The following is a 12,113-nucleotide window of genomic DNA, read 5'->3' as shown; positions in this document are numbered from 1 at the left end:
GTCTTCGGGGAAAACGCCACGAGCGGCTTTTGGCTGCCCGCGATGTGACTCTTGGTAACCTGCGTTACGCCGCCCGGCGAAGGCGTTACGCGTGACCTGGGCCGCCCCATAGGTTTCGCCCAATCTTTAAGCGCGCGCGACGCGCGGCGCTGCCCCGCTGAGCAATCAGCCCAGGCCAGACGGCAGGTTCGGCAGCGGAATCACCCGGAAGTGGAGCAGCAGCCACAGCCCCGAGAAGACGATCGCCGAGATCCAGGTGGTGGTGATGAACTTCTTCTTGATCTTCGGATCGACGGGCGCACCCGGATCGCCTCCGTCACCCTTGTCGATGCCGGCTTCTGCGTGGCTGACGACGCCGATGGGCAGAACCGCGAACAGCACGGTCCACCAGATGGTGAAATAGATCGCGATGCCGGTGAACCAGGTCATCAATGGGCTTCCTTGGGGGTTTCCATGAGCTCGACCAGGACGCCGCCCATGTTCTTGGGATGGATGAAGATCACTGGCACGCCGTGAGCGCCCATGCGGGGCTCGCCGGTTCCGAGGACCGTCGCGCCCTTGGCGCGCATGTCGTCACGCGCCACGAGGATGTCGGGTACTTCAAAGCAGATGTGGTGCTGGCCACCCGACGGGTTCTTGGCCAGGAATCCGTGGATGGGCGAGGCTTCCCCATAGGGCTCGATCAGTTCGATCTGGCTGTTGGGGGTGTCGACGAAACAGACCCAGACGCCCTGTTCGGGCAGGGCGAATTTCTCTCCGATGGAGGTCGCGCCCAGCAGGTCGCGATAGACCTTCACCGCTTCGTCGATCGAGGGCGTGGCGACCCCCACATGGTTCAGTTTTCCAATCATGCCGTCCGCCTCGCGATTTGCGAGGGCGGTATAGACGACTTCCGCCGGGTTAGGGGAACGGTCTGTGCGACGCGGCGTCGCCTATTGCGTAAAGAGCGCCGTCCCTCCATCGCGCAGGTGGGCCAGGTTGGCGGCGGGGCCGAAGATGGCGCCGGCGGCCAGCAGCTCTGCGATTCGGGCCGGCGAATAGCCCATCTCCTCCAACAGCTCGCCGCTGTGCTGGCCAAGGTCCGGGGTCGGGCGCTGGAAGCCACTGGAGCCGCGGGCGAAGTCGGCATAGGCGCGCACGCTGAGCATGTCCCCCAGGCGCGGGTGCCGCCAGACCTCGAAGACGTCGTTCTCCCACAGCCATTCGCTGTCGAAGGCCTCGTAACCACGCAAGACCGGCGCACAGGGCACGTGCTGGGCCAGTAGTTCCTCAATGACGCTGTCGCGCATGCGCGTCGCGAAGGCGAGTTCCAGGGCGCGGGCAAGATGGCCGTCCCGCGAGGCGACGAGCGCATTGTCCGGAAGGGGAATGCGCAGCACCCCGCAGACGCTGTCGGCCTCGGCCTCGGTCTCGCAGACCACGGCGATCCAGCCGTCGGCGCATTGGTAATAGCGGTGCAGGGCGCGGACGCCGAGGCAGTCCTGGGCCCCGACATCGTTGGCCGGCCGACCTACATAGGTGGTGACTTCGCCAAGCTGGAAGGTGAGACTCTGAGCCATCAGGCTGGTGGAAATCTCCTGCCCTTCTCCGGTTTTCTCCCGGGCGTTCAACGCGGCGATGATCGAGAAGGCGACCACAGCGGCGGTGGCCACGTCATTGACCGGGATGGTGTGGAGGACGGGCTCGCCCTCCCCGCCTTGCGCGGCCATCATCCCGCCCTCCGCCTGCAGCAGAGGATCGAAGCCCGGCAGAACGGCGCGCGCGCCCTTGTCGCCATAGGCGTTGATCGAGCAGGAGACGATACGCGGATTGATGGCCTTCACGGCGGCGTAGTGGATCCCCAGGCGCTCGCGAACCCCGAAACGGTAGTTGTCCAGGATCACGTCGGCGCCGCGCACCATGTCGAAGAACATCTCCCGGGCGGCGGACTGCTTCAGGTCGATGCCCAGTCCGCGCTTGCCCCGGCTATAGGCCATGAAGCCGCCGCCGTTGCTGCGGAAGGGGTCGCCCTCAATGGGTTCGACCTTGATAACGTCGGCGCCAAGATTGGCCAGAACGCCTCCGGCATGGGCTCCTGCGATCACCGTGCCCAGGTCCAACACCCTGATCCCCGACAACGGCTGCGGGCCCTCATTGACGCCCGTGGGCGCTGGCTTCGGGCGTTCAGGCCACGCATGGCCGTCGAGCGGCTTGGCCAGGTGGCGGACCGAGCCGGGCGTCACTGACAGGCGCGAGGGCACATTGGGCATATGGACCGGCCCCAAGTCGGGATGCTCGAGAGTCACGCGAGCCTCGGCCGCGGCCACGGCGTCGCCGGCGAACCAGGGCTCACGCGGGCCCACAGGGGCGCAGGGCACGCCGTTGGCTTGGAGGAGCTCCAGCCACTCGGCGCGGGGCCGGGTCTTGAACACCGCCTTCAGGGCCTCGCGGGCAAGCAGCGGATCGGAGGCGAAGGTCTCCCAATGATCACCGAGCCCCAGCGCCTGGATGGCGCGGTGGTAGAAGGCCACGAACAGGGTCGCTAGGAAGAACCAATGTCCATCGCCGCACTCATAGAGCCGGTAGCTGGGCGAGGCTCCCAGCGGCGCGCCACGTGGAAGGGGCGGGTCGGCCAGCACGCGCACAGGTCCTGTCACCTCGGACACGCCGTGCAGGCCGCTGACCGTGACCGCCTGGCCCCTGCCGCTGCGGTGGCGCTCCAGCAGGGCGGCGCTGATGGCGGCCGCGCCCATCACCGCCTGCCCGTAGTGACAGAGCGGCAGGATCAGATGGATCGGCTGGTCGGAATAGCTGCCCTGCCGGAAGGCCACGCCGCTCAGCGCCGTCAACAGGCTGTGATGCGACGGCAGCTGGCTCCAGGACCCCGTGGTCCCATAGGGCGGCATCCAGGCGTGGATCAGATGGGGGTGAGCTTCGGTGATGGTCCGCGCGTCCAGGCCCAGGGCCTCGAGCTTGCCGGGCGCATGGTCGAAGATCGCGACATCCGCCTTGGCGATCAGCTCGCGGGCCTTGGCGATCCCTTCCTCGGTCGCCAGGTCCAGGGTCAGCAGGTGCTTGTTGCGGTTCCAGGTGAGGTAGCCCGGGTGATCCCTCATCCGGTCACCCTCCGGCGGCTCGACCTTGATGATGTCGGCCTCGAAGTCCCCTAGCAGCATGGCGGCCATGGGTCCGGCCAGGCCTTGGGTGAAGTCGACGATGCGGACGCCGGCGAATGCGGACATTTGGACGCCCTCCCTGGCGCGGGGCGCGTCGTGACGCGCGCCCTCGCGAGGCTCGCGAGGCGGCAAGCCGGGAGACATCAAACCATAGCCGAGCCTCGAAACAAGTCCGGGCGGTCGGGAAGTTAGATCCTCAGCACCGTGGTCTCGACCACGGGACGCCGCCCCCAGACGCGCTGGCTGGCCTTCTTCACTGCGCGCGAGATGGCCTTCTCGATGGCCTCGTCGTCGTCGCGCTCATTGCCCTTCAGACGATCCATGGCGCGCTCGGCCTCGTCGGCCAGGTCGTCCATCATGTCCTCCATCGGATAGTCGTCCTCGGCGGGAAGGCCCAGGGCCCGGACCTGTGGGCCGGAGACGATCTTGCCGCGTGGGTCGAGGGCGACGGAGACGGCCAGCATGCCGTTGAAGGCGGCGTGGCGGCGTTCGCGCAGAGCGTCGCCGTTCTCCGGAGTCAGCATGCCGCCATCGACATAGATGCGACCAGCCTGGACTTCATCGATGATCTCGGCGCGGCCGGGGGCTAGGCGGACCATGTCGCCGTTGCGGGGCGAGACCGTCTGCGGGACCTGCAGGTCCTTGGCGAAGGCGGCGTGTTCCAGCAAATGACGGCGCTCACCATGGGTGGGGACGGCGATCTCGGGCCGGGCCCAGGCGTACATCTGGGCCAGCTCGTCGCGGCACGGGTGGCCGGAGACGTGGATGCCTGGGTGGTCGCGTTCGGTGTAGAGGCGCACGCCACGGTCGGCGAGGCGGTTCTGCAGGGCGCGGATCGGCACCTCGTTCCCCGGGATCACGCGGGAGGAGAAGATGCAGGCGTCGCCCTGACCCAGCTTCACGAAGGGGTGGGAACCGTCGGCGATACGGAACAGGGCCGCGCGGGCCTCGCCCTGGCTGCCGGTGCAGAGATAGAGGATGCGGTCTTCAGCGAAGTCGCGGGCCTCGTTATCGGCGATGAAGGGCTTCAGGTCGGCCATCATGCCGACGGACTTCGCCGCCGCCGACATGCGGTGCATGGAGCGGCCGACAAGACAGACACGACGGCCGGCGGCCTCGGCGGCGCGGATCACGGAGTCCATGCGCGCCACGTTGGAGGCGAAGCAGGCCACCGCCACCTTGTGGTGTAGGCCCTTGATCAAATCGCCTAGAGCGTCGCGGACATCGGCCTCTGAGCCGGCTGTCCCGTCCACGAAGACGTTGGTCGAGTCGCAGACCATGGCCAGGACGCCTTCGTCGCCCAGCTTCTTGATGGCGTCCTCATCGGTGACGCTGCCCAGGACCGGGTCCGGATCAATCTTCCAGTCGCCGGTGTGCAGGATCGTGCCCAGCGGCGTGCGGATCGCCAGACCATTCGGCTCGGGGATCGAATGGGTCAGGGTGATCAGGTCGATCTCGAAAGGACCGAGCGTCACCTTGCCGCCGAGCGGCACCTCGGTGATCACCGCATCGGCGGCGGCCGGGTTTTCCCGCAGCTTCTCGCGCAAGAGGAAGGCAGTGAAAGGCGTGGCGTAGAGCGGCCCCCGCAGGCGTGGCCACAGACGCGCAACCGCGCCGATGTGATCTTCGTGGGCGTGAGTCAGGACGATCCCGAGGATGTCCTTCTTGTGCGCCTCCAGGAAAGTCGGGTCGGGCAGGATGATCTCGACGCCCGGCGTCGTCTGATCGCCGAAGGTGATGCCAAGGTCCACCACGATCCACTTGCGCGCATGGGGTGGGCCGTAGCCGTAGAGATTGAAGTTCATGCCGATCTCGTTCGAGCCGCCGAGCGGCAGGAAAACGAGTTCGTCGTCGGATTTGGGTTTCACAGACTAGCCTTCGCCGGATTCCGGCGGTGAATTTCAAGCATCCCACGAATGGTGAGATCGGGATCAAAATGATCGATGGCGCTGGTGGCGCCGTGAAAGAGCGAGGCGACGCCGCCGGTGCCGATGACGGTCATGGGACGGGCCCACTCGGCTTTGATGCGGGCGATGAGACCTTCTATGAGACCGATATACCCCCAGAACACGCCAGCCTGCATGGCTTCAACCGTATCCTTGCCGACGACATGCTCAGGGCGCTGGATGGCCACCCGAGGCAGTTTCGCCGCCGCGGCATGCAGCGCCTCCATGGAGAGGTTAATCCCAGGTGCGATGGCGCAGCCCTCCAGGCCTCCGTCTGCGGCGACCACGTCGAAGGTGGTGGCGGTGCCGGAGTCGATGACGATGAGGTCGCCCGGATAGACGATATGCGCGCCAATTGCGTTCACAAGACGGTCTGCCCCGGCCTCTGCGGGTTTGGTGATGCGCACGGGAATACCCAATTCGGCGTTCTCGCCGATCACCAGGGGCTCAACGTGGAAGTAGCGGCGTGAGAGATTACGCAGGTTGAAGATCGACTGCGGCACCACGCTGGAGATGATGCAGGCGTCCAGCACGCCAAACTGCAGCCCCGCCATGTTCAGGAGTTGCGACAGCCAGACAGCATACTCGTCCGCGGTACGGCTGGAGTCGGTGGCGGCGCGCCACTGGGCGATCCAGGTCGCGCCGTCATGCACGGCGAACAACGTGTTGGTGTTGCCCTGCTCGATGGCCAACAGCATCTCAGGCCTCTCCAAAGAAAACGTCGCCGGCCGTTATGCGCAGAACCACGCCGTCGTCCAGTCGCAGGCGCAACGCTCCATCCAGATCCAGTCCCTCGGCGACACCGCGATGGGTCTGGTTTGGCAGGCGCGCCTCACAAGCTTGTCCAAGGCCGTGGGCGCGCGCGGTCCAGCCTTTGGCGATGGCGCCGAAGCCTTCCCGCTCCCAGGCCGAGCGCCAGCGCTCGAAGGCTTGGGCGAGCACGTCCAGCGCCGCGCGCGGCGACGGGGGCGGACCCGACATGAACTCGCCGAAGGCGGCGGCCGGGCGTTCGACATCCTGCGGGGCGTGGGCGAGGTTGACCCCGATGCCGACCGCCAGCCAGAGACCGCCATTCGGCAGCGGACCGGACTCCACCAGGATGCCGACGGCCTTTCGGCCATGGATCAGCAGGTCATTAGGCCATTTCACCGTGGCCGCGCCGGGACCAAGGCAGGTCTCGGCGAGATCGGCGGCGGCCAGGGCGGCGACGAAGGAGATCTGGGCCGCCTCCCCCGCCGGCTTGTCGGTGGAGAAGAGCAGCGTGGCGGCGAGGTTGCCGACCTTGGTCTGCCAGTCACGGCCGCGGCGGCCACGGCCGGCGGTCTGGGTGAGCGCCGTGATCCAGACCGGACCGGTTTCGCCGGCCTCGGCGCGGCGACGCGCCTCGGCATTGGTGGAGTCAATCTCGTCGTAGGACTCGATCGGCGGGACCGGCACCTAGACCAGGCCGAAGGCGGCCGCGGCGGCCTTGGCCAGCGGGTCGATGAAGACCAGGGCGCCCAGCACCAGGGGGAAGGAGAATAGGGCCGCGGCGATGGCGATGGTCCTGGCCTCGGCCGGGGGGGCGTCCGTGCCGCCGACGCCGCCGTCGAACCACATCACCTTGATCAGCCGCAGGTAGTAGAAGGCGGCCACGACGCTGCCCACCAGACCGAGCACGGCGGCGACGCCAAGACCGGAGTCAATCGCGGCCTTGAAGACGTAGAACTTGGCCCAGAAGCCGGAGAACGGCGGCAGCCCCAGGGCCGACAGCGCAAACGCGGTCATGGCGAGCGCGATGCCCGGACGTTCCTTCATCAGGCCGGCCATGTCCTCAATGGTCTCCATCGGTTTGCCGGACCGGGAAAGGGCGGCCAGGCAGGCGAAGAAGCCGGTCACGTCGACCATGTAGAGGACCATGAAGACGAACATGGCCTGCACGCCCTCGGCGGTGCCCGAGGCCAGGCCCAGGACCGCGTAGCCGACATTGGCGATGGAGGAATAGGCCCAGAGGCGCTTGAGGTTGCTCTGGGCCAGACCGGCGAAGGCGCCGACACCGATGGACAGCAGGGCGATGATCACCAGCACCTGGCTCCACTGGGCCGAGGCGCCGTGGAAGCCTTCGCTCAAGGCGCGCGCGAACAGCACCATGGCGGCGAGCTTGGGCGCGCCAGCGAAGAAGGCCACGACCGGGGTGGGCGCGCCTTCATAGACGTCCGGGGTCCACATGTGGAACGGGGCGGCCGAGACCTTGAAGGCCAGGCCGCAGATCAGGAAGACCAGGCCGAACAGCACGCCGGTCCCCGCCCCGGCCTGGACCGCAACCGCGATGTCGTCGAACTTTGTGGAGCCGGCGAAGCCGTAGATCAGCGAGGCGCCATACAGCAGCAGGCCCGAGGAAAGCGCCCCCAGCACGAAGTATTTAAGGCCCGCTTCCGACGCCTTGGCGTCGTCTCGGTGCATGGCGGCCAGGACGTAGAGGGCCAGGGACTGCAACTCGACCCCGATATAGAGCGAGATCAGATCGCCAGCCGAGACCATCATGGCCATCCCGAGCGCGGCCAGCAGGATCAGGACCGGGAACTCGAAGTTACGGATGCCGCGCTGCGCGAACCATTTCTGGCCCAGAGGAATGGCGATGGCGCTGGCGATGAAGATCGCCACCTGGCTGAAGGCCGAGGCGTCATCAGCCACCAGTCCGCCCGCGAAGCCGCGGCCCTGGGTCCCGAAGGCCGCGTAGTAGGCGGCGATCGCCAGGGCCCCGATCGAGCCGAGGGTCATCAGATTCGTGGCGCGGGGCGCGAAGGCCCCGAAGACCAGCAGCACAAGGGCGGCGATGGCCAGGGTGAGCTGGGGACCGGCGAGGGCGAGATCGGCGGAGAAGGTCATGGACAGGCCCCTAGGCGCCGGTGGCCGCGCTGTAGAGCGCGACGAGGTTGTCGACCGACGCCTGGGTCAGGTCGAAGACGGCGGCCGGATAGATACCGAGATAGAGGGTCGAGGCGATCAGCGGCGCGAAGATCGCCACCTCCCGCCAGTCGAGATCGCCGATCTCAGCCAGGGCCGGATTGGTCAGTTCCCCGAAGATGACGCGGCGATAGAGGCTCAGCGCATAGACCGCCGAGAGGATCACGCCGGTGGTGGCGAAGATCGCGGTCCAGGTGGAGACGCCATAGGCGCCCGTCATGGTCAGGATCTCGCCGACAAAGCCCGAGGTGCCCGGCAGGCCGACATTGCCCATGGTGAAGAGCATGAAGACCGCCGCGTACCAGGGCATGCGGTTCACGAGCCCGCCGTAGAAGGCGATCTCACGCGTGTGCATCCGGTCGTACACCACGCCGACACAGAGGAAGAGCGCGCCGGAGATCACCCCGTGGCTCAGCATCTGGAATATCGCGCCCTGAACGCCGGCGTCATTGCCCGAGAAGATTCCCATGGTCACGAAGCCCATGTGGGCGACCGACGAATAGGCGATCAGCTTCTTGATGTCGGTCTGACGGAAAGCCACGAGCGAGGTGTAGACGATCGCGATGACGCTCATCGCGAAGACCAGCGGCGTGAAGTACTCCGAGGCCTGGGGGAACATCGGCAGGCTGAAGCGCAGGAAGCCGTAACCGCCCATCTTCAATAGGATGCCGGCCAGGATCACCGAGCCCGCGGTGGGCGCCTCGACGTGGGCGTCGGGCAGCCAGGTGTGGACCGGCCACATGGGCATCTTCACCGCGAAGGACGCGAAGAAGGCCAACCACAGCCAGGTCTGCAGAGCCGGGTCGAACTTGTAGACCATCAATGCCGGAATCGAGGAGGTCCCGGCGATCCCGATCATGCCGAGGATGGCCGCCAGCATGAGGACGGAGCCCAGCAGGGTGTAGAGGAAGAACTTGAAGGCCGCGTAGACCCTGCGCTTGCCGCCCCAGATGCCGAGGATCAGGAACATCGGCACCAGGCCGAATTCGAAGAAGACGTAGAACAGCACCAGATCCAGCGCGCAGAACACGCCGATCACCAGGGCCTCCAGGACCAGGAAGGCGATCATGTATTCGAGCACGCGCGTCTCGATCGACTTCCACGACGCCGCGATACAGATCGGCATCAGGAAGGCGGTGAGCAGCACGAACAGGATCGATATCCCGTCCACACCCATCCGATAATGAATGCCGGCGAACCAGTTGGCGTCTTCGACGAACTGGAAGCCCGGATTGGCGGGGTCGAACTCGGCCACCAGCAGAATGGCGAGCGCCAGGGTCGCCAGGGTGGTGACGAAGGCGATCCACTTGCCGGCGCTGACGGTCTTCTCGTCCTCGGTCTTGGCGAAGAAGCGCAGGACCAGGATCGCGGCCACGCCAATGAGCGGCGCGAAGGTGATCAGGGAAAGCAGGCCAGTCATGATCTCACTCCCCCTCAGGCCTGCCACTGGAAGACGGCGAAGGTCAGCAGACCCAGCACGCCCAACAGCATGACGAAGGCGTAGTGATAGACGTAGCCAGTCTGCGCGAGACCCGCCCTGCGACCGATGTCGTAGGACACCGCCGAGACCCCGTCGGGGCCCAGGCCGTCGATGATCTTCTGGTCGCCGACCTTCCAGAACAGGTCGCCCAACAGTCTCGTGGCGCGCACGAAGGTCGCTTCATAGATCTCGTCGAAGTACCACTTGTTGTAGAGGAAGCTCCACAGCGGGCCCTTCTTGGCGGCGATCCGCGCGCCCATGCCCTCGTTGGCGATATAGTAGAACCAGGCCGCGCCGAAGCCGATCGCCGAGACCACCAGCGGCGCCCAATGCAGCCACGTCGGCGAGTGGTGGGCGTGCTCGAGGATATGGTTGGTGGGGGCGTTGAAGATGGCCCCGCGCCAGAAGGCGTTGCGTTCCTCGCCGACGAAGGATTCCACGAAGGCGTAGCCCGCAAAGAGGGCGCCGACCGCCAGAAGCACCAGCGGAACCAGCATCACCAGCGGGCTCTCGTGGGGCTTGTGGTCCCCATGGCCATGGGCGTCGTGATGATCGTCCGGCAGCGGCTCGCTGTGGGTCTCGATCTGGGCGTGGCTGGCATGGTCGTCGGCGCCATGCGCATCAGCATGGGCGTGGTCGTCATGCGCCCACTTCGGCTTGCCATGGAAGGTCATGAAGGCCAGGCGCCAGGAATAGAAGGCCGTGAGGCCCGCCGCGCTGAGGCTGACCAGGAATGCGAAGAAGGCCACCGGGTTGTTCTCGCCCGCGGCGTAAGCCGCCTCGATGATGGTGTCCTTGGAGAAGAAGCCCGCGAAGCCCAGGTCGGTGCCGGGGATGCCGAAACCGGTGATGGCCAGGGTCCCGATGGTCATCACGGCGTAGGTGACCGGCAGATACTTCCAAAGACCGCCCATCTTCCGCATGTCCTGCTCGTGGTGCATGCCGTGGATCACCGAACCCGCGCCCAGGAACAGCAGCGCCTTGAAGAAGGCGTGGGTGAAGAGGTGGAACATCGCCGCCTGATAGGCGCCCACGCCGGCGGCGAAGAACATGTAGCCGAGCTGGGAACAGGTCGAATAGGCGATGACCCGCTTGATGTCGTTCTGAGCGAGACCCACCGTGGCCGCGAACAGCGCGGTGATGGCGCCGACCAGCGTGACGATCTGCTTGGTCACCGGAGCGTATTCGAACATCGGCGACAGCAGGCAGACCATGTAGACCCCGGCCGTCACCATGGTGGCGGCGTGGATCAGGGCCGAGACCGGGGTCGGGCCTTCCATGGCGTCCGGAAGCCAGGTGTGCAGGAAGAACTGGGCCGACTTGCCCATGGCGCCGACGAACAGCAGAGCGCAGGCGAGGTCGACGGCGTGGAACCATTGGCCGGCGAAGAACCAGCCCGTGGTCGCGAATTCCGTGACCCGCGGGAAAATCTCGGCGAACTGGATCGTGCCGAACATCCAGTAGACGGTCATGATGCCCAGGGCGAAACCGAAGTCCCCCACCCGGTTGACCACGAAGGCCTTGATGGAGGCCGCGTTGGCCGTGGGCTTGTGGTACCAGAAGCCGATCAACAGGTAGCTGGCGAGACCCACCCCTTCCCAGCCGAAGAACAGCTGCATGAAGTCGGCGGCGGTGACCAGCGCCAGCATGGCGAAGGTGAACAGCGAGAGGTAGGCGAAGAACCGCGGCTTGTCGGGGTCCTCGGCCATATAGCCCCAGGAATACAGGTGCACGAGCGACGACACGCTGGTGACCACGACCAGCATGGTCGCCGACAGGGCGTCGATGCGGATCGACCAGACCGACTGGAAATCGCCGACGTTGATGAAGGGGAACAGTTCGACCGTGAAGGCCTCGAGCCCGCCCCAGGTCCACTGGCTGAACACGATCCAGGCCACGGCGCACGAGAAGAACAGCAGGCCGGTGGTGATCGACCTGGACACGAGGTCACCGAGCCGGCGACCGCTCAGGCCGACGATGACCGCGCCGAGCAGCGGGGCGAAGACGCCGAGGGTGACGAGTAGCGCGAGATCCACGGTCAGCCCTTCATCACGGACGCATCGTCAACCGCGATGTCGCCGCGGTTGCGGAAGAAGGTCACCAGAATGGCCAGGCCGACGGCGGCCTCGGCCGCGGCCACGGTCAGGACGAACATGGCCATGATCTGCCCCTGTACGTCGTTGAGATAGGCCGAGAAGGCGACGAAATTGATGTTCACGGCCAACAGGATCAGCTCGATCGACATCAGGATGATGATGACGTTCTTGCGGTTCACGAAGATGCCGAAGACGCCGATGGTGAACAGGATCGCGCCCACCGCCAGATAGTGCTGCAGGGTGATGTCCATCAGACCAGATCCTCAGGGGTAACGCCGGCACCGGTGGTCACAGACTTGACCTCCATGGCGGTCTTGGCATCGCGTCCGACCTGGCGGGCGATGTTCTGACGTTTGACATTGGGCTTGTGGCGCAGGGTCAGGACGATGGCCCCGATCATGGCGATCAGCAGCACGATCCCGGCCGCCTGGAAGATGTAGACATAGTCGGTGTAGAGCACGCGGCCGATGGCCTCGACATTGGACATCTC

The 12,113-nt window shown here is 66.1% G+C and carries 11 protein-coding genes; all 11 read right to left on the bottom strand.

What is annotated here, in order from left to right:
* Positions 1 to 165: 165 nt before the first annotated feature.
* Entirely contained in the window at positions 166 to 429 is a 264-nt protein-coding gene (locus tag AAC997_RS11265) for a DUF1467 family protein (protein ID WP_340645793.1), read from the bottom strand.
* On the bottom strand, positions 429 to 851 hold the full coding sequence (gene mce, locus AAC997_RS11260; protein WP_340645792.1) for a methylmalonyl-CoA epimerase: 423 nt from the start codon (positions 849 to 851) through the stop codon (positions 429 to 431). The genes AAC997_RS11265 and mce overlap by 1 nt, the downstream gene beginning before the upstream one ends.
* A gap of 81 nt (positions 852 to 932) precedes the next feature.
* A complete protein-coding gene (locus AAC997_RS11255) occupies positions 933 to 3,221 on the bottom strand; it encodes a CoA transferase (RefSeq protein WP_340645791.1) in 2,289 nt (762 codons plus the stop codon).
* A 122-nt stretch (positions 3,222 to 3,343) separates the two neighbouring features.
* Positions 3,344 to 5,023, bottom strand: a complete 1,680-nt coding sequence (locus AAC997_RS11250; RefSeq protein WP_340645790.1) for a ribonuclease J — start codon at positions 5,021 to 5,023, stop codon at positions 3,344 to 3,346.
* Positions 5,020 to 5,799 carry a type III pantothenate kinase gene (locus tag AAC997_RS11245; protein WP_340645789.1) on the bottom strand — a complete coding sequence of 260 codons (780 nt, stop codon included), beginning with the start codon at positions 5,797 to 5,799 and terminating at the stop codon, positions 5,020 to 5,022. Before AAC997_RS11245 ends, AAC997_RS11250 begins: the two co-directional genes overlap by 4 nt.
* 1 nt (position 5,800) lies before the next feature.
* The gene (locus tag AAC997_RS11240; RefSeq protein WP_340645788.1) at positions 5,801 to 6,538 is read right to left on the bottom strand and encodes a biotin--[acetyl-CoA-carboxylase] ligase; all 738 of its coding nucleotides are present in this window, start codon (positions 6,536 to 6,538) and stop codon (positions 5,801 to 5,803) included.
* A complete protein-coding gene (gene nuoN / locus AAC997_RS11235) occupies positions 6,539 to 7,969 on the bottom strand; it encodes an NADH-quinone oxidoreductase subunit NuoN (protein WP_340645787.1) in 1,431 nt (476 codons plus the stop codon).
* Between the two features lie 10 nt (positions 7,970 to 7,979).
* Positions 7,980 to 9,485: an NADH-quinone oxidoreductase subunit M gene (locus tag AAC997_RS11230; protein WP_340645879.1), complete on the bottom strand. Its 1,506-nt coding sequence runs from the start codon at positions 9,483 to 9,485 to the stop codon at positions 7,980 to 7,982.
* Entirely contained in the window at positions 9,482 to 11,563 is a 2,082-nt protein-coding gene (gene nuoL, locus AAC997_RS11225) for an NADH-quinone oxidoreductase subunit L (RefSeq protein ID WP_340645786.1), read from the bottom strand. Before nuoL ends, AAC997_RS11230 begins: the two co-directional genes overlap by 4 nt.
* Positions 11,564 to 11,565: 2 nt before the next feature.
* The gene (gene nuoK, locus AAC997_RS11220; RefSeq protein WP_304930304.1) at positions 11,566 to 11,874 is read right to left on the bottom strand and encodes an NADH-quinone oxidoreductase subunit NuoK; all 309 of its coding nucleotides are present in this window, start codon (positions 11,872 to 11,874) and stop codon (positions 11,566 to 11,568) included.
* A partial coding sequence (locus AAC997_RS11215; protein ID WP_340645785.1) for an NADH-quinone oxidoreductase subunit J occupies positions 11,874 to 12,113 on the bottom strand: 240 nt, incomplete at its 5' end. The genes nuoK and AAC997_RS11215, both read right to left, overlap by 1 nt.

Origin of the sequence: Phenylobacterium sp., from assembly GCF_037968635.1 — a bacterium.
GTDB lineage: Bacteria > Pseudomonadota > Alphaproteobacteria > Caulobacterales > Caulobacteraceae > Phenylobacterium.
The sequence above is the reverse complement of the archived record's forward strand: the minus strand, read 5'-3'. Positions and strand labels throughout refer to the sequence as shown.

Excerpts from the sequence above, each read along its gene's own strand:
- AAC997_RS11265 (WP_340645793.1), bottom strand. The coding sequence starts at position 429 with ATGACCTGGTTCACCGGCATCGCGATCTATTTCACCATCTGGTGGACC.
- mce (WP_340645792.1), bottom strand. The coding sequence starts at position 851 with ATGATTGGAAAACTGAACCATGTGGGGGTCGCCACGCCCTCGATCGAC.
- AAC997_RS11255 (WP_340645791.1), bottom strand. The coding sequence starts at position 3,221 with ATGTCCGCATTCGCCGGCGTCCGCATCGTCGACTTCACCCAAGGCCTG.
- AAC997_RS11245 (WP_340645789.1), bottom strand. The coding sequence starts at position 5,799 with ATGCTGTTGGCCATCGAGCAGGGCAACACCAACACGTTGTTCGCCGTG.
- nuoN (WP_340645787.1), bottom strand. The coding sequence starts at position 7,969 with ATGACCTTCTCCGCCGATCTCGCCCTCGCCGGTCCCCAGCTCACCCTG.
- nuoK (WP_304930304.1), bottom strand. The coding sequence starts at position 11,874 with ATGGACATCACCCTGCAGCACTATCTGGCGGTGGGCGCGATCCTGTTC.